This window comes from Oscillibacter sp. 1-3, assembly GCF_000403435.2.
GTDB lineage: Bacteria > Bacillota > Clostridia > Oscillospirales > Oscillospiraceae > Oscillibacter.
In genome coordinates, this window is the sequence record NZ_KE159711.1 from 351,819 (window position 1) to 369,141 (window position 17,323).

Genomic DNA, 17,323 nt, shown 5'->3' on the forward strand with positions numbered 1-17,323 from the left:
AGTTTTCTCCTTTAAACAACAGTTTCGAGCGGCAGTGTCGTTTAGGCAACAATTATAGATAAAATTGAAGATAGAAAAACGACACATGTTATAGTATACTGCTCGTTGTACGGATATGTCAATCTGAATACTATAAAATTCCAAGGCAATGGAGGTAACCATGACACAAAAACAAATTGAACGCAAATCACTAATAGTAAGCTGCATTGTAAACTTAATAATGGCAATAGGTGGATTTTGGATTTTTTCGATAACAAATATTCAAGCTCTGTTTTTAGACTGTTCCTTTTCAATGATTGCTTCTTGCTCTTGTTTGGCAGCATTGGAAATTTCAAAAATTAGTAATAAAAAGACAAAGAATTACCCGGACGGTCTTTATTTTTTAGAGCCATTATATTCTATTTTTAGAACTTTATTAACATTGGTGCTACTGTTTTCTTCTGTTGCTCGTACTGCAAAAGCAGCATGGGGGTATTTTGCATATGGCGTTGGAACCCCTTTGATGATTGAACCTGTAATTCCTTATGAGATACTTATGTGTATCATATGTTTTGGGCTGTCTTTTTTTAACAGAAGCCAGAGCCGTAAAACTAATGATTCCAGTACACTTTTAGCAACAGAATCGAAAGGAAATCTTATCGACGGCATATTATCTTTGGGCGTAGCACTGTCTGCGTTCTTGATAAAACTGATAGATATTAACGGAAGTTTGGGTTTCCTTCATTATACTGGAGATTTTTTTATTACGACAATTATAGTCTTGCCTGCAATAAAAGAACCGATAAGTGTTTTCATATCTTCTTTCCGCGAATTGTCAGGAGGGTTGACAACGAATCAGGAACTAAAAAGAACAGTTTTCCAATTTGTAGAAAAGAATCTTAGCGGTATTATGACATTGCAAAAATGTGACATATATAAAATTGGTATGCACATAAAAGTTTGCATTTATATTACCAATAACATTGATTATAAAAAAATACAAACTGTCAAAAGGAATATCTTGAAAGATATATGTCCTATTTACGAAAATGCTGAAATTGTTTTTTGTGAATGGTAATATGTGATACCGGGAGAAGATAATTAAAGGAGCGAAACGAGTTAAGACCTACGCATAAAGTTGTCGCTCCTTTGAATTATAAACAAGCAACCGTAAACCATGCACCGCCCCATGTGGGAGAAAGGGGGAATCATCTATGCCTTGCACAGAAGCATACAGGGAACACATCATGTATACGTTCAACGGCTTTTGCAAGACCGTCATACGTTATGCAGCACTCAACGCATGGCGTGACAGAAGCAGACAGCGGCAAAAAGAAATATCCCTTGAATACCTCACAGAAGAAAAGTTTTACCCTTTAGGCACAACAGACGAATATTTTGAAGCACCCTACGAAGAACACCCTATAACGGTATGTGGTCAGACAGTTATCCTCACCAATGGAGAGCTTGCCGCCGCCCTGTTATCCCTACCACAGAAAAACCGGGAAATCATATTCCTTTACTTTTTCGGGGAGTATACACAACAGGAAATCGGGAAAATGTACGGACGCTGCCGGAGTACGACCGGGTATCAAATTCGCAGGACATTAAAACTCCTGCAAAGAAAAATGGAGGTGCTTTCACATGGGGAATCCGAACCTTTTGCCCTATGAAACGATTGTCCGGGCGACCAACGGAGAGCCGGAAGCCGTGGACGAGGTTTTACGGCATTACAGCAAGCAAATCCGAATCGCCGCCATTGAAAACGGGCATATAGACAGGGATACCGAGGACAGCATAAAACAGCGGCTTGTCACTGCCCTGTTTAAGTTCCGCTTTGATGAACAGAAAGTATAAGAAATCGCTTTCATTTTTTGAAAAACGGATATATAATAAAGCAACGACAAATCAGAATTTGAAAGTGAGTTAAAATATTATGGATTTAAGGAAAATAGAAAATTTTATTGATAAACAAAAAGTTAGTTTTATATGCTCTATTGATGATGAAAATTGTCCTAATATGAAAGCAATGCTAAAACCCCGTAAAAGAATAGGGCTAAAAGAGTTTTACTTTTCTACTAATACTTCATCTATGAGAGTAAAACAATATAAAGATAATTCAAGTGCTAGTATTTACTTCTATCACAAAGGATTAATTAAATATGTTGGTGTTATGTTAAAAGGTAAAATGGAAGTCTTAACAGACCAAGAAACTAAAAACATGATTTGGAAAAAGGGCGATACAATGTTTTACAAAAAAGGTGTAACTGACCCAGATTATTGTGTTTTAAAGTTTACTGCTACAAGTGGTAGATATTATTGTGATTTGAAAACAGAAAATTTTGATATTAAGTAGTTACTAAATTCCAGTTTGTGGAATTATAGCCAGCTAAAAACTGAATAACCGCCGCTACATAGAACGGCACACCAAGACAGGAAATCAAGAAAAGGTTTCCTGTTTTTTTGCGTCCATTTTTGGCATTTTGAAAAATTGTCAGTATTATACCGTGCAAGGGGGACTGAAAGAAATTCTCTCTCTTGTTTGGCAAATCCGCAAGCTGTCCGTGGAGGGCAGGCAAAGGAAAATCCCACCTGTTTTGTTTGGCAGTTTTCAATTTTCGGTGGTGTGGGAACTGAAAGGAAAGTGAAGAAATTTCCGCAAATCTCCGTCATTTTTGCTTTGCGTGGTGTTGTAGGTAGTAGGGGGAGAAATATCGCCGCAGCTTTGGCAAAATCCCCGCTTGCGGCACTAAAAGTATTGACAGAAGCCAGCACAGAGGAAACCGACACTTTTTAAGAGCAAGATTCTACCACAGTACCAAATTTCGCCTACCGGCTCATTTTGTCCTGCGGGAATCTTGTTGGGGTTGCCACCCCAAGCCCGCCTTTTTGCGGCTTACGCCGCTTGAAAAAATCCACCCATGAAAGGAGGTTCACAGCCATGAAAAGATACAACACGCCCCACCGCCACCGGGTAATCAAAACACGCTTGACCGAGGAAGAATACGCCGAGTTTTCCGAGCGTGTCACCCTCTGCAAAATGAGCCAAGCCGAGTTTATCCGGCAAGCCCTTACCAAGTCAAGGATATGCCCGGTCATTACCGTTTCCCCGGTCAATGATGAATTACTCTCTGTTGTGGGAAAACTCACAGCCGAGTACGGGAAAATCGGCGGCAACTTGAATCAGATTGCCCGCTGTCTGAACGAGTACGGCGCACCTTATAACGCCCTCTCCCAAGAAGTGCGAGCCGCCGCAGCAGAGCTTGCCGCCTTGAAGTTTGAAGTCTTGCAGAAAGTAGGTGAAGCCGTTGGCAACGTTCAAACATATCAGCTCTAAAAATGCCGACTATGGAGCTGCCGAGCAATACCTAACCTTTGAGCATGACGAGTTTACCATGAAGCCCACCCTTGATAAAAATGGGCGGCTTATCCCCCGTGATGATTTCCGCATATCTTCCCTTAATTGCGGCGGGGAAGATTTCGCCATAGCGTGTATGCGCTCCAATCTGAAATACGGCAAGAACCAAAAGCGGGAGGACGTGAAAAGCCACCATTACATTATCAGTTTTGACCCCCGTGACGCACAGGACAACGGCTTGACCGTAGACCGGGCGCAAGCATTGGGCGAGGAATTTTGCAAGGCGCATTTCCCCGGACACCAAGCGTTGGTATGCACCCACCCGGACGGGCATAACCACAGCGGCAACATTCATGTGCATATCGTAATCAATTCATTGCGGATTGAGGAAGTACCCTTGCTGCCCTACATGGAAAGACCAGCCGACACAAGGGAGGGCTGTAAGCACCGCTGTACGGACGCAGTTATGGAGTATTTCAAAGCGGAAGTCATGGAGATGTGCCACAGGGAAAACCTCTATCAGATTGATTTACTCAACGGGAGCAAGAACCGCATTACCGAGCGTGAGTATTGGGCGAAGCGGAAAGGACAAGCCGCACTGGATAAAGAGAACGCTTCCCTTGCCGCCGCAGGTGAGCCGCCCAAACTTACGAAATTTGAAACCGACAAAGAGAAGCTGCGGCGCACGATCCGCACCGCCCTGTCCTCTGCTACCTCTTTTGAGGACTTCTCCGGGAAGCTGTTACAACAGGGAGTGACCGTCAAGGAAAGCCGGGGGAGGTTATCGTATCTCACGCCGGACAGGACAAAGCCAATCACCGCCCGGAAGCTGGGTGATGATTTTGACCGTGCCGCCGTACTGGAAGCACTCTCCCAAAACGCACAGAACGCCACAAGAGCCGCCGAAAAGCCCTTACCCAAACAGGAATACCCCCGCAGCATAAAAGACCGTTTACAGCGTAACAAAGCCGCCATAAACGCCCCGAAGAATGACGGAGTACAGCGCATGGTAGACCGGGAAGCCAAGCGAGCCGAGGGCAAGGGCATAGGATATGACCGCTGGGCGGCTGTCCACAACCTAAAGCAAATGGCGGCGACCATAAGTATTTACGGGGAATCCGGCTTTTCTTCCCCGGAAGAACTGGAAGCCGCCCTTGCCGCCGCCAGTGCGGGCTTGCATGAAACCACCGGGAAACTGAAAGCCGTGGAAAGCACTTTACGGGAGAAAAAAGACTTGCAGAAGCAGCTATTAGCCTATATCAAGACCAAGCCAGCCCGTGACGGATTGCGGGCGCAGAAAACAGAGAAAGCCCGGAGAGCCTACCGGGAGCAGCACGAAAGCGAATTTATCATTTCCGAATCTGCCGCCCGGTATTTCAAGGCACAGGGAATCTCCAAGCTGCCAGCGTCCAAAGCATTACAGACCGAGATTGAGCAGCTTACTAAAGAGAAAAACGCCCTTTACAACGAGTACCGGGAGAAGAAAGGGAACGTCCGGGAATTGCAGACCGTCAAGGGCAATATCGGGCAGATTTTAAGACGTGAGCCGGAACGGGGAAAGGGGCGGGAGAATGAACGGTAAACGCCCCTACATGGACTACCGCCAGTACCGGGCGGCGTGTCGGCTTGTGCATGAGTGCTGTAACTACGATAACGGCAACTGTATCTTGCTGGATAACGGCGAGCCTTGCGTGTGTGTGCAGAGTATCAGCTATTCGCTTCTCTGCCGCTGGTTCATTGCCGCCGTGCTGCCGCTGGACGGGAAACTGGAAGCCGCCCTTTTGCACCGGGCAGACAGGAAACGCTGTACCGAGTGCGGCGGGTATTTTCTCCCCAAGTCAAACCGGGGGAAATACTGCCCGGATTGTGCCGCAAAAGTGCGCCGCAGGAAAGAAGCCGAGCGACAGCGGAAAAGATACCACCTTTCTACGCATTTAGGCTATGAAAGAAGCCCGTAAATCAAGGCTTTTTTGACCGCCCTCAACGGGTAGGCGGTACATTTATCCTTTACCCCCACAAAAGCCGCTTTAATTGCGTAACAGAAGCCACAGAACAGACCAAAGGAGGAACGAATGGCAGACAACCGCAAATATTACTACCTAAAGCTGAAAGAGAGCTATTTTGACGAGGACGCTATCGTGCTGCTGGAAAGTATGCAGGACGGTATGCTCTACTCAAACATTCTCTTGAAGCTGTACCTAAAATCACTGAAAAACGGTGGAAAGCTCCAACTTGCCGAAAATATCCCCTACACCGCACAGATGATAGCCACAATCACCCGCCAGCAAGTCGGCACAGTGGAGAGGGCTTTGCAGATTTTTATGAAGCTGGGGCTTGTAGAACCCTTGCAGAACGGGGCTTTATACATGAGCAACATTGAACTCTTAATCGGTCAGTCCTCTACCGAGGGGGAGCGCAAACGCCGGGCAAGGCGGGCTTTGCAGGAACAGAAAGCCTTGCCGGAAGCCGTGGCGGACAAACGTCCACCATATGGGGCGGACATTTGTCCACCAGAGATAGAGATAGAGAAAGAGATAGATATAGAGTTAGAGATAAAGAGAGAGGGAGAGATAAAAACAGGACAGACAGCCCCCGCCCCTTTTGGCAGATATGAAAATGTATTCCTGTCAGAAAGAGAGCTTGCAGAGCTGCAAGAGGAACTTCCCGGCAAATGGGAGTATTACATAGACCGCTTATCCGGCTATATCGCTTCCAGCGGGAAGAAATACAAGAACCATGCCGCCACTATCCGGCGTTGGGCGGCTGATGACAGGGCAAAGGGGAAGCCGAAAAAGGGAATCCCCGATTATTCCTACAAAGAGGGCGAGAGCCTTTGACAGCATAGACACAACGCCCTGTAAACAGGGCGTAAAAGACCACGAACAAGGAGGAACGATTTTATGTGTGATTACGATAACGCTATTTTCCGGCTTGCCACGGCACAGGAAACAGAGCCGGAGGACTACATAGGCGAGGACGGGCTTTTATACTGCGGGAAATGCCGCCAGCCCAAAGAAGCCTACTTCCCGGAGGGTAAGACGCTTTTCGGGCGTGACCGTCACCCCAAAGAATGTGACTGCCAGCGGAAACGCCGGGAAACGCTGGAAGCCGCAGACCGGGAACACAAGCACCGGGAGGAAGTGGAACGGCTGAAAAGAAAGGGCTTCACAGACCCGGCTATGCGGGAGTGGACGTTTGGGAATGACAACGGCAAATGCCCCCAAATGGTGAAAGCCCGTGCCTATGTGGAACAATGGGAGCAGATAAAGGACGGAAACCACGGAATGATTTTGTGGGGAGAAGTCGGCACAGGCAAGAGCTATTTTGCCGGGTGTATCGCCAATGCCCTCATGGAGAAAGAGGTTTCCGTGTGCATGACGAATTTTGCCCTTATCCTCAATGACCTTGCCGCCAGCTACAAGGACAGGAACGAATACATATCCCGCCTTTGCAGCTTCCCTCTGCTTATCCTTGACGATTTCGGCATGGAGCGTGGCACGGAATACGGGCTTGAACAGGTTTACAACGTGGTTGACAGCCGATACCGCAGCAGAAAGCCGCTGATAGTCACCACAAATTTGACGCTGGAAGAATTGCAGAACCCGGAGGACACGCCCCACGCCCGGATTTATGACCGCCTTATTGAAATGTGTTCCCCTGTCTGTATTACCGGGGAGAATTTCAGAAAAGCCAAAGCAAGGGAGAAAATGGAGCAGCTTAAAACGCTGCTGAACAGAAAGGAGAGCCTATGACCGACACCCCCAACAGAAGCACCGCCACTACCGCCCGCCGCCCGGATTGCGTGACCGAGGTACGCCGGGGGAATACCGTCCTTGTGGTTTCCGGCTATTTCAAGCAGGACACTACCGCCACCGCCGCCGACAAGATGATGAAAGTGCTGGAAGCGGAAAGCGCAGCCGGAGGGAAAGCCGCCCACGCCATATAAAGTGACATTCCTTGCTAAAGTTTATTCGACATTATGTGCCATAAAGTAGCAAAAAGGACTGTACAGCCAGCCCCGCCCTATGGTATAATAGACATACGGAATAGTGGGCTGGCTGTCGGAAACGGAGGAATCTATGTCAAGACAGACCACCACAACACTTATCACCGCCCTTTATCCGAGATTATCCCATGAGGACGAGCTTTCCGGGGAATCCAATTCCATAAGCAACCAGAAGCGAATCCTTGAAAACTACGCAAAACAGAACGGCTTTTCAAATCTGAAATGGTACACGGACGACGGTTATTCCGGGGCAAATTTCCAAAGACCCGGCTTCCAGTCCATGCTTGCCGACATTGAAGCGGGGCTTGTTGGTACAGTCATAGTCAAGGATATGTCACGGTTAGGGCGAAACTATCTTCAAGTGGGAATGTACACGGAAATGATTTTCCCACAGAAAAACGTCCGTTTCATTGCCATCAATGACGGCGTTGACAGCGCACAGGGCGACAACGATTTTGCCCCCTTGCGTAACATTTTTAACGAATGGCTGGTGAGAGATACGAGCAAGAAAATCCGGGCGGTAAAACGCTCAAAAGGCATGAGCGGGAAGCCTGTCACAAGCAAGCCCGTGTACGGCTACCTCATGGACGAGGACGAAAATTTCATCATTGACGAGGAAGCCGCCCCCGTGGTGAAGCAGATATACAGCCTTTGCCTTGCCGGGAACGGACCGACCAAGATAGCCCGTATGCTTACGGTGCAGCAGACACCTACGCCGGGAACGCTGGAATACCGCCGGACGGGAAGCACACGCCGCTACCACCCCGGCTATGAGTGCAAGTGGGCGACTAACACCGTGGCGCATATCCTTGAAAACCGGGAGTACACGGGCTGCCTTGTGAACTTCAAGACCGAGAAAGTGTCCTACAAGGTAAAGCACAGTGTAGAAAATCCCGTGGAGAAACAGGCGGTATTTGAGAACCACCACGAACCAATCATAGACCGTGACACATGGGAGCGTGTGCAGGAGCTACGCAAGCAGCGCAAACGCCCTAACCGCTATGATGAAGTGGGCTTGTTCTCCGGCATACTGTTTTGTGCGGATTGCGGCAGCGTCATGTATCAGCAGAGGTATCAGACGGACAAGCGGAAACAGGACTGCTACATATGCGGCAGCTACAAGAAGCGCACGGCAGACTGTACGGCGCACTTTATCCGCACCGACCTGTTGACCGAGGGAGTGACCGAGAACCTACGGAAAGTCACCAGCTATGCCGCCAAGCACGAAGCCCGGTTTATGAAGCTGTTGACCGAGCAGACCGAGGACGGGAGCAAACGCCGGAACGCCGCCAAGAAGAAAGAACTGGAAGCGGCAGAAAAGCGGATTGCGGAACTCTCCGCTATCTTCAAGCGGCTGTATGAGGACAGCGTGACCGGGCGCATATCGGACGAGCGTTTCACGGAACTGTCGGCAGACTACGAAGCCGAGCAAAAGGAACTGAAAGAACGTGCCGCCGTTCTGCAGGGCGAGCTTTCAAGGACGCTGGAAGCCACGGCGAACGCTGAAAAGTTTATGAAAGTGGTACGCAAGTACACCAGCTTTGAGGAACTCACCCCTACCCTGTTACGGGAGTTTGTGGAGAAAATCGTAATCCACGAATCGGAAGCCCTTGACGGGAAACGCCGGGGGAAGCTCCGCAGACAGGAAATCGAAATCTATTACTCTTTTGTCGGCAAGGTAGAGTTGCCCGACTAAAGCCCGACCCGTCCGGCAGTCAGCCGGACAGGGAACGGCAAAATTTTTTACACTTCTTTTACTTCTTTATCTCACATAAGCAAAAAGTCAGGGCATGAAACAGCTCATGGCGGGCGGCGGTGTGGCCCTGATCGGTATGCAGCTCATCCCCCTGCTGGCGAACCTGTTCGGCTAAGAGGGCGTAGCCAATGCTGAACATCCTCGACATAATCACAGACTGGATCAAGGGCATCCTCCGGGACTGCATCATGGGCAACCTGGACGGGATGTTTGACCAGATCAACAGCGAGGTCGGGGAAGTTGCGGCAAACGTGGGGACGACCCCGGCGGCATGGAACGCCGGGGTTTTCTCCATGATCCGCAATTTGAGTGATAACGTGGTGGTTCCGATAGCCGGGATGATTATCACCTTTGTCCTGTGCTACGAGCTTATCAGTATGCTCATGGAGAAGAATAACTTCCACGACGATGTATGCTGTAAGCGATGTATTTCAAATGCATCAAATACAACGTACAGTCAGCTCATTTGCGGCAGAATGATATGACTGGTGAAAGGAATGAGGGAAATGGCTGAATTGACTTATACGAGAGTTGGAGACTACTACATCCCCAATCTGCTACTTGACCCCGAACCAGAAGCAGAGAAATTCTATGGCAAGTACGGCGATCTGCGCCGAGAGTACATCCGGGAGCATCGGCCCGCGCTGTGGGCGTCCTTGGTGAACAGCGGCAGACTGGACGATCACCTGACCACAATCGAGCGGCTGGCAGAAATTAGGATGGACAAGATGCTGCCGCAGATGATGGAGGCCGCTGGCGTAACTGAGGAACTGAAAGCTCGCAACCAGATGGCGTGGTTAGGGTTGGTAAATAATTGCAGGGCCAGGGCCGAAGAAATTATTTTCACAGAACTGATATATATTTGAAATCCTCTGAATTTCACAATTTTAACAATAAAAGGTCGTTGCTTATTTTGAGTAGCGACCTCTTATTGTCTGCTCTAAATGATTCATTTTGATTTTACAGGTATTTCAATCTGCACGATAGAGTCCTCAATCTGGTCGATTACGTTTATATTGATAATGGCTTCATAAGAGAATCCTGATAAAACAAGACCATGTTCTTTAACATAATCAAATATCCTTTGGTAACACAGCTCAGGGCTTTCCGCCGCGTCTCTATAAAACGCCCGCACATAATTCCCGGCTGGTTGGATGTGTAATTCATCGCTTTTTGTGGGAGACGGAATTTCAACAAAAAGTTTAGAATAATCCTCGAATCTTCCATTTTTCAGGCTATCTACCGTAATCATTGTCCCATAAGAAAAATCATGCAAGTTGCATAATTGGTACTTTTTCCTTTCGGCTGAAATTATCTCCACTTGTTTATCGAACGTAGTGTTTCGATTGATGTCCACGGTAACTAAACTGCGCGCCTTTTTCTGCACAATACCGATTTTCGATAAATCCATTGTCAATAATGTCTGCATATTCTGGCAATGGTAGGACAACGTTTTCCGCAGTGCCTTTAGATGGGCTATATTGCGGTCTATATCTTCAATTTTCTCTTGCATAAGCTGCTCCATGCTGGAGGCGCAACGTTTTTTCATAAAATCCTGAATTTCGCTAATTGGCAAATTCAGCTCCCGTAGCAGCAGAATTGTTTCCAAAACAGGACTTTGCTCGTAGCTATAATACCTGTATCCATTTTGGGGATGGATAAACGCTGGATGGAAAAGGCCAATTTCATCATACCACATCAGAGTTTTTTTGTTTATGCTATGCAGGGACGCAAATTGACCGATTGTGAGCAATTTTTTATTTTTCTCCATTTTTCAAAATACCTCTTGACTGTACAGTTACTGTACGGGTTATTATATCGCATATGCCGGAGAAACACAAGAAAAAAGGAGAAAAATAATGGAAAATGAAAACGCCTATAACAAGCCGGTTACGTTGGGGAACATCCTCAAATTCGCAGTCCCCACCATTGCAATGGCTGTCTTTATGTCTTTTTACACTATGGTTGACGGCCTGTTTGTATCAAATCTGATCGGTACAACCGCACTGTCTGCAATCAATCTGACAGCCCCTGTGATTCAAGTGATTACAGCAATTTCCACTATGCTGGCAACTGGCGGAAGTGCGGTCATCATGAAAAAGATGGGGGAGCAAAAGCAAAAAGAGGCAAGGGAAGATTTCACGTTCTTGATTTTAGTGAATGTGGTTGTTGGCCTGGTCATGACGGTGCTTGGGTACTCTCTGATGGAAACTATTTTTGGGAGCATGGGGCTGTCCCCGGAGGTCGCAGGCTATTGTACCTCGTATCTCAGCCGCTATCTTCTCTTTACAATCCCAATCCTGCTGATGAACAATTTTGCTCTGTATATGATCGCCTCTGAAAAAGCAACCCTGTCCCTGATTTGTTCCGTGACAGGTGGCGTACTGAACATCGTGCTTGACTATGTATTTATCGGCCTTTTGGACATGGGAATCGGCGGTGCGGCCATCGCCACGGGCCTGGGCTACTCTGTGACTGCCGTTGTAGGTCTGGTTGTGTCCGGAAACAAACAAAGCCTCCTTCACTTTACAAGGCCCGCTTTCCGATTAAGGGTTCTTGCAAGTGCAGCTACAAACGGATGCTCAGAAATGGCGACCACTTTGGTCATGGGAATCATTACAATGATGATCAATGGGGCCATGCTCTATTATGTTGGTGAAGATGGAGTTGCCGCCGTGACCATCATCACATATATACTGGTATTCGCAAGTTCCCTTTACACGGGGTATTCCTATGGCATCGCTCCTATGCTCAGTTACTACTATGGTGAGGAGAACTACGGGAAGCTAAAAAAGCTGGTTTCCACCAGTCTGAAAGTGATTGCTGTCATTTCTCTTGTGACAGTGGCAGCGTCCTTTGCCGCAACAAAGCCCCTGGTATCTATTTTTGCCCGACCGGATAATCCAGTCTACGATCTGGCTATCACTGGAAATCGAATCTGTACCCTGGCGTTGTTCTTTATCGGTTTTAATATCTTTGCCAGCGGGATGTTTACCGCATTGTCCAACGGTATTGTCTCCGCAATCCTCGCCTTCTCTCGCTCCTTTGTATTCATGCTGATTACCATGCTGATTCTTCCCGCAGTTTTGGGTGTAACTGGCATCTGGCTGGCTACACCAGTAGCAGAGACGATGGCGATGGTATTATCGGTGTTAATGCTCGTGAAATATCGGAAGCGGTATCAATACTAAGGGGGTACCGTCTTGAACGCAGAAAACCGCAACTTAAATATAAGCGAGAAGCACAAAAGTTTATCCGTCGCTTTTCTGTAGCTATCCTAAAGGAGATTTGAATGGAGTACAGTGTATTGACTATCGGAATACCCGATGAGTTATTTTCTAATTTGAAAAAGCTGATAGTCCAATACCGTCTGCGCTTTATTATGTCCCCCACAGTTCATGCGGCAGGCCAGATGTTAAGTCACCAGCCTTTTCATTTGCTGATGGTTAACCTGGAATATCTACGAAGCATCCAGCAAACGGACTGGTTGATAGGAATACGGCGTATCAGTTTTGTGCCAGTCATTATCATCTCGGACACACCAGAAAAAGATATGAAGGGAATGATAGAACTTGGAGCGGATATGTGTGTTTCTGGAAAATGGCCCTACTCCATGATAGCAGATTTAGCTTACGCTCAACTGCGGCGTTACACAGAATATAATCATTACAGAGATCCCGGTGGAGCTGAAATATCTCCCTTCCAAGTAGGTGATATTTTCATAGACCCAGCACGACGCATTGTAATGGTTCAAGGACGATCTGTAGATCTCCGTCCCCGCGAATTTTCTTTGTTGCTATACTTTATGCAAAACCCCAAAATCGTGCTGACCGCAGAGCAGATATGTGAACACGCATGGGAAATGGAGGGCAGCTATAACCGGGGTGTTTCTGGCCCGATTGCTCTTTTACGAAAGGGCATTGAACCAGACATATCGAATCCTTGTTACATCGAAACGATTCCCCGTATTGGTTACCGCTTTACTGCGTATCGTGACGAAACTTGCGATGATTGTAGTAGTTCTGTAGGACTTTTGTAGGAGTTCTGTAGGGCTTGTATTGTAGAATACTTCCATCATACAGGAAAGGAGTATTCACATGAGGACACCGCCTCCAATTTTGAACAAGCAGCGAATGACCGCTATCCCAAGAAACGGGATAGCGGTCATTTTTTGTTCGACATGAAAGTCACTGTTGCCTGATTAAATCCTGTTTTCCACTTTTTCTCTCAAATCAATTTTACAGAAATGGAGCAATGTCAATGGATAAAAAAGAATCCCTGTTGAAGCAACGTGACGAAGCAAAAAAGGAAGCCGCCCAATACGAGAACCAGGTAAAGATTTTGCTGAACAAGCAGAGGGATGCAGAACGCCACGCTCGGAACCACCGCCTGATTGTGCATGGCGCGATCATGGAGGGCGTGTTTCCCTTCACCGCCAGCATGGACGGCGAATCGCTCAAGGCGTTTCTGATTGACCTTTCCCGTCTGCCGGGAGCAGAGGAAACGGCGGAAAAGGCGCAAAAAATCGCCCCCACAAACTAAAGTCCGTTCTTAACGGCGCACTTATACACCGTTCCGGTGTCGTGCGCCCTGCCGGGGGCTGTTGCGTCCTGCGGACGCGATGGGGAAGTACCTTCCCCAAACCCCTTGTGCGCCAGCAAAAACGAAACATCCGCTTTGTGTCTGTTCTGTTTCCGCTGGCCTGTTATCCCCCGCTGTTGACTGTGGAGGAAGGAGGAAAACCACATAGCAATTTTTCACTGTCCCATTCAAATCATCAAGCGGAGCGTAGGCCGTTCGGCTGTCGCTGCTGCCGCCTACCGGAGCGGCGAGAAACTGACAAATGAGTGGGACGGCAAGACCCATGACTACACGCACAAGCCCGGCGTTGTCCATACGGAAATCATGCTCCCCGCCCACGCCCCGCCGGAGTTTCAAGACCGTTCCACGCTTTGGAACTCCGTAGAGGAAATCGAGAAGTCCAGCGACGCCCAGCTTGCCCGTGAAATCGAAGTTGCCCTTCCCGTGGAACTGTCCAGAGCGGAGCAGTTGGCACTTGTTCGGTCATTTGTCAAAGACAATTTTGTAGCAGAGGGAATGTGCGCTGACTTTGCGCTCCATGACAAGGGTGACGGCAACCCTCACGCTCATATCATGCTGACCATTCGCCCGCTGAAACCAGACGGACGCTGGGGGCCGAAGTGCCGGAAGGTTTACGATCTGGACAGCCAAGGCAACCGCATCCCGGATGGTAAAGGTGGCTGGAAGAATCACCGGGAGGACACCACCGACTGGAACAATCGAGAGAACGCCGAGAAGTGGCGGGCGGCGTGGGCCGCTTATGCGAACCGGGCTTTAGAAGCTGCTGGCAGACCGGAGCGCATCGACCACCGCAGTTACAAGCGGCAGGGTGTTGATAAAATCCCTTCCATCCACATGGGCGTTGCCGCCAGTCAGATGGAGCGGCGGGGCATCGCTACGGAGAAGGGAGACATTAACCGCCAGATTGCCGCAGACAACAAACTGCTGAAGGAGATCAAAGCCCGCATCACCCGGATTTATAACTGGACGAAAGAGCAGGCTGGGACCAAACAGCCCCAAGATGGCAGTAGCCTTATGGCCCGGCTTTATGAAGCCCAGGCCAAGGTCAACAGCAACAAAGCCCGTTCCCGTTCCGGCAAGATTAAGGCCCTTCAAGACAATGCAAAGCTACTCGCTTTCTTGCAGTCTAACGGCATCAATTCCATGCAGGAACTTTATGAAAAAGTCTCTGCTATGAACAAAGATTATTACAATCTCCGTGGGCAGATTGTCAGTGCGGAACGCCGTCTTGCTGTCCTGGATGAACGGCTGGAAATGTGGGCGCAGTACGAGAAGTACAAGCCCATCCGTCAAAAGCTGGACAAGGTGAAACCGGGCAGGCGGGAGCAGTACCAGCAGAAGCACAGAGACGAGTTAGCGTTATTCGATGCTGTCTCCGTTTTTCTGAAATCGCTGAAAGAATCCGGCGAAGCGATCACGCCCAAAGCGTGGCGGGCCGAAGCCGCAAAATTGACCATGCAGAAAGACGCAGACTATCAGAAAATGCGGGCTATGCGGGATGAAATCAAAGCTGTTGAATCACTCCGCAAGGCCGCTGACCGTCTGGCCCATGAGGGCCAGCGCCAGCAGAGGGAAACCGAACGATAACACTACGATTTTTACGAAAGGATTTTGCAATTATGGATATGACCCCATGGGAACGCCGCCAGAAGATTTTGGAGACGCTGTGTCTCCGGCGGCAGGATACTTACAGAAACCTGTCACATGAATTTAACGTCAGCACCGGCACGATTCGCCGGGACATTGTGGTGCTGACCTGCTCCTATCCCCTCGAAACGGTGAGGGGCAATCACGGCGGGGTCAGAGTGGCAGAGTGGTTCCACCTTGACCGCAGGGCGTTGAACTCTGCGGAGATCACTTTCCTCCGCAGGCTGGCGGAATCGCTGGACGGCTCCGACCGTGAAATGCTCAACCGCATTATTACCGTATTTTCGCATTGAGGACAATTACCATGCAAATGAAAATTAGCGAAATCAAAATCAACCCAGGGCGGCGGGACACCCAGCAGAGGAACGTGGAGGAACTGGCCCGGAGCATTGCCGCCGTGGGCCTGATGAATCCCATCACCGTCACCCAGGACAACACGCTTATTGCTGGCCTGCACCGATTGGAGGCTGCGAAGCTGCTGGGCTGGACGGAGATTGAGTGTACCGTCAGCGATGCGGACGGCCTGCAAGCGGAGTTGGCAGAAATTGACGAGAACTTTGTTCGGGCGGGGCTGTCCCACCGGGAGTTGGGCGACTTGCTTCTGCGCCGGAAAGAACTCTATGAAGCCATCCACCCGGAGACACGCCAGGGCCAGCGCAACGGCCAGACAGCTAAAAACGACAATTTGACGGTTTTAGCGGCAAAGCCCTTTTCGGAGGATACCGCCGATAAGCTGGGAATCAGCAAACGCACCGTGGAGCGGCTTGTCCAGACCGCCGCCAATCTGACCCCGGAGGCCAAGAAAACCATCCGGGACGCTGGCGATAAAATCACCAAAGGGGATGCGCTGAAAATTTCCAGACTGCCCCCTGACCAGCAGGCGGAGGCCGCTGCCGTTCTGACCATAGCCCCGCCAACACCGAAGCGGCAGAGGATGGCGGACGGTGAAGATGCGCTGCGCGAGTTTAAGCTCCTATGCTCCCGCTATGTTTCCGACATCAAAGCCCTTCATCACCGGGCAGATGTTTTCGCCAGAATGTCAATGTCTCAATTTGACGAACTGGGCAATAGCGCATATTCCATCACGGAAGCAATCAAGGAACTTTTTGAGGAAGTACATGAAATCCGACACGAAATGGAGAAGGAACATGAAAACTGACTATATTACCAGCGGCTCCACCCTGCCGCCCTACATGGCGTATCCCCGGTTCCTGTTGGGCATGAATATCCGGCTGACGGCGAAAGAGGTCTACGCGATCATGCTGGATATGACGTTCAATTCGGATATGGTTCAGACCGACCGGCGCGGGCGGCGGTATCTGGCGTTCTACAACAAGACCATTGCGGCGATCATCGACCGCACTCCCAGCACTGTGGCACAGTCCCTGCGGGAGTTGGAGGACGTTGGGCTGGTGGAGAAGGAACTGATCGCCCTCCACACTCCCTATCACATTTACATCAAGTTACCCGCAGGAGAAAACGTGCCGTGATTGTCCACATGAACTATCAGCAGTACCGCACCGCCCGCAGACTGGTACATAGCTGCTGCAACTATGATTGTGGGAATTGTCTGCTTCTGGACGGTGGCGAGGAATGTATCTGCCCACAGAGTATTACCTACTCGCTGATCTGCAAATGGTTCCGCGCCGCCGTCCTGCCCCTGGACGCTGGCTTGTGCGCCGCCCTGCTCCACCGGGCAGACCGGAGGAAATGTGTACTCTGTGGCGGTTACTATCTGCCGAAATCCAACCGGGCGAAATACTGTCCTGATTGCGCTGTTACTGCCCGTAGAAGGAAAGAAGCGGAACGCCAGCGCAAACGTTACTACGATTCTACGCATTTAGGCCCTAAAAAACCATGATTTTTCAAGGTTTTCCGGGGTGCTGTCAATAGGGGCCTGATACATTCCCTATCTGACACCCCGGAAGGCCCTCAGAGAGCCTACAACGGCGATTCTACAAAGGAGTTTTTACCC

The 17,323-nt window shown here is 49.2% G+C and carries 22 protein-coding genes and 2 pseudogenes; 23 read left to right on the forward strand and 1 reads right to left on the reverse strand.

Features of this window, described 5'->3' with window-relative positions; all coding sequences use genetic code 11:
- Positions 1 to 160: 160 nt before the first annotated feature.
- The 15 genes and pseudogenes from C816_RS20005 to C816_RS20065 all read left to right on the forward strand — a co-directional run bounded on the left by C816_RS20005 (position 161) and on the right by C816_RS20065 (position 9,965).
- On the forward strand, positions 161 to 1,057 hold the full coding sequence (locus C816_RS20005; protein WP_016324233.1) for a cation transporter: 897 nt from the start codon (positions 161 to 163) through the stop codon (positions 1,055 to 1,057).
- Between the two features lie 136 nt (positions 1,058 to 1,193).
- On the forward strand, positions 1,194 to 1,652 hold the full coding sequence (locus C816_RS20010; RefSeq protein WP_016324234.1) for an RNA polymerase sigma factor: 459 nt from the start codon (positions 1,194 to 1,196) through the stop codon (positions 1,650 to 1,652).
- On the forward strand, positions 1,624 to 1,836 hold the full coding sequence (locus C816_RS20015) for a helix-turn-helix domain-containing protein (protein WP_016324235.1): 213 nt from the start codon (positions 1,624 to 1,626) through the stop codon (positions 1,834 to 1,836). Before C816_RS20010 ends, C816_RS20015 begins: the two co-directional genes overlap by 29 nt.
- A gap of 79 nt (positions 1,837 to 1,915) precedes the next feature.
- Complete coding sequence (locus tag C816_RS23180) at positions 1,916 to 2,335, forward strand: pyridoxamine 5'-phosphate oxidase family protein (RefSeq protein WP_196803672.1); 420 nt, start codon at positions 1,916 to 1,918, stop codon at positions 2,333 to 2,335.
- 186 nt (positions 2,336 to 2,521) lie between these two features.
- Positions 2,522 to 2,776, forward strand: a complete 255-nt coding sequence (locus C816_RS24050) for a hypothetical protein (protein ID WP_022741168.1) — start codon at positions 2,522 to 2,524, stop codon at positions 2,774 to 2,776.
- A gap of 144 nt (positions 2,777 to 2,920) precedes the next feature.
- The gene (locus C816_RS20020) at positions 2,921 to 3,316 is read left to right on the forward strand and encodes a plasmid mobilization protein (protein WP_016324236.1); all 396 of its coding nucleotides are present in this window, start codon (positions 2,921 to 2,923) and stop codon (positions 3,314 to 3,316) included.
- The gene (locus C816_RS20025) at positions 3,288 to 4,919 is read left to right on the forward strand and encodes a relaxase/mobilization nuclease domain-containing protein (protein WP_016324237.1); all 1,632 of its coding nucleotides are present in this window, start codon (positions 3,288 to 3,290) and stop codon (positions 4,917 to 4,919) included. Before C816_RS20020 ends, C816_RS20025 begins: the two co-directional genes overlap by 29 nt.
- On the forward strand, positions 4,909 to 5,295 hold the full coding sequence (locus C816_RS20030) for a cysteine-rich VLP domain-containing protein (RefSeq protein ID WP_016324238.1): 387 nt from the start codon (positions 4,909 to 4,911) through the stop codon (positions 5,293 to 5,295). The genes C816_RS20025 and C816_RS20030 overlap by 11 nt, the downstream gene beginning before the upstream one ends.
- A gap of 114 nt (positions 5,296 to 5,409) precedes the next feature.
- Positions 5,410 to 6,174 (forward strand): phage replisome organizer N-terminal domain-containing protein, encoded by a 765-nt coding sequence (locus C816_RS20035; protein ID WP_016308249.1) that lies wholly within the window; start codon positions 5,410 to 5,412, stop codon positions 6,172 to 6,174.
- A 63-nt stretch (positions 6,175 to 6,237) separates the two neighbouring features.
- Entirely contained in the window at positions 6,238 to 7,089 is an 852-nt protein-coding gene (locus tag C816_RS20040; RefSeq protein WP_016324239.1) for an ATP-binding protein, read from the forward strand.
- On the forward strand, positions 7,086 to 7,283 hold the full coding sequence (locus C816_RS20045) for a transposon-encoded TnpW family protein (protein ID WP_016324240.1): 198 nt from the start codon (positions 7,086 to 7,088) through the stop codon (positions 7,281 to 7,283). The genes C816_RS20040 and C816_RS20045 overlap by 4 nt, the downstream gene beginning before the upstream one ends.
- A gap of 133 nt (positions 7,284 to 7,416) precedes the next feature.
- Positions 7,417 to 9,039 (forward strand): recombinase family protein, encoded by a 1,623-nt coding sequence (locus tag C816_RS20050; protein ID WP_016324241.1) that lies wholly within the window; start codon positions 7,417 to 7,419, stop codon positions 9,037 to 9,039.
- A 79-nt stretch (positions 9,040 to 9,118) separates the two neighbouring features.
- A pseudogene (locus C816_RS20055) lies at positions 9,119 to 9,214 on the forward strand (Maff2 family mobile element protein); the annotation flags it as partial.
- 13 nt (positions 9,215 to 9,227) lie between these two features.
- A pseudogene (locus C816_RS20060) lies at positions 9,228 to 9,506 on the forward strand (VirB6/TrbL-like conjugal transfer protein, CD1112 family); the annotation flags it as partial.
- Positions 9,507 to 9,605: 99 nt separating this feature from the next.
- The gene (locus C816_RS20065) at positions 9,606 to 9,965 is read left to right on the forward strand and encodes a TnpV protein (RefSeq protein ID WP_016324243.1); all 360 of its coding nucleotides are present in this window, start codon (positions 9,606 to 9,608) and stop codon (positions 9,963 to 9,965) included.
- Positions 9,966 to 10,048: 83 nt separating this feature from the next.
- Here C816_RS20065 and C816_RS20070 read toward each other — a convergent pair whose 3' ends face one another.
- Positions 10,049 to 10,870 (reverse strand): MerR family transcriptional regulator, encoded by an 822-nt coding sequence (locus tag C816_RS20070; RefSeq protein ID WP_016324244.1) that lies wholly within the window; start codon positions 10,868 to 10,870, stop codon positions 10,049 to 10,051.
- A gap of 88 nt (positions 10,871 to 10,958) precedes the next feature.
- Between C816_RS20070 and C816_RS20075 the strand changes: the two genes are divergently transcribed.
- The 8 genes from C816_RS20075 to C816_RS23185 all read left to right on the forward strand — a co-directional run bounded on the left by C816_RS20075 (position 10,959) and on the right by C816_RS23185 (position 17,209).
- Positions 10,959 to 12,290: an MATE family efflux transporter gene (locus C816_RS20075; protein ID WP_016324245.1), complete on the forward strand. Its 1,332-nt coding sequence runs from the start codon at positions 10,959 to 10,961 to the stop codon at positions 12,288 to 12,290.
- 101 nt (positions 12,291 to 12,391) lie between these two features.
- Positions 12,392 to 13,138 (forward strand): winged helix family transcriptional regulator, encoded by a 747-nt coding sequence (locus tag C816_RS22145; RefSeq protein WP_016324246.1) that lies wholly within the window; start codon positions 12,392 to 12,394, stop codon positions 13,136 to 13,138.
- Positions 13,139 to 13,359: 221 nt separating this feature from the next.
- Entirely contained in the window at positions 13,360 to 13,641 is a 282-nt protein-coding gene (locus tag C816_RS20085) for a DUF3847 domain-containing protein (protein WP_016324247.1), read from the forward strand.
- 234 nt (positions 13,642 to 13,875) lie between these two features.
- Positions 13,876 to 15,288, forward strand: coding sequence for a MobQ family relaxase (gene mobQ, locus C816_RS20090; protein WP_242832298.1), 1,413 nt, complete (start codon positions 13,876 to 13,878; stop codon positions 15,286 to 15,288).
- 32 nt (positions 15,289 to 15,320) lie between these two features.
- Complete coding sequence (locus tag C816_RS20095) at positions 15,321 to 15,641, forward strand: DeoR family transcriptional regulator (protein ID WP_016324249.1); 321 nt, start codon at positions 15,321 to 15,323, stop codon at positions 15,639 to 15,641.
- 17 nt (positions 15,642 to 15,658) lie between these two features.
- On the forward strand, positions 15,659 to 16,507 hold the full coding sequence (locus C816_RS20100; RefSeq protein WP_242832294.1) for a ParB N-terminal domain-containing protein: 849 nt from the start codon (positions 15,659 to 15,661) through the stop codon (positions 16,505 to 16,507).
- Positions 16,497 to 16,838: a hypothetical protein gene (locus C816_RS20105; RefSeq protein WP_016324251.1), complete on the forward strand. Its 342-nt coding sequence runs from the start codon at positions 16,497 to 16,499 to the stop codon at positions 16,836 to 16,838. Before C816_RS20100 ends, C816_RS20105 begins: the two co-directional genes overlap by 11 nt.
- An 8-nt stretch (positions 16,839 to 16,846) precedes the next feature.
- Complete coding sequence (locus C816_RS23185) at positions 16,847 to 17,209, forward strand: cysteine-rich VLP domain-containing protein (RefSeq protein ID WP_081646443.1); 363 nt, start codon at positions 16,847 to 16,849, stop codon at positions 17,207 to 17,209.
- Positions 17,210 to 17,323 lie beyond the last annotated feature (114 nt).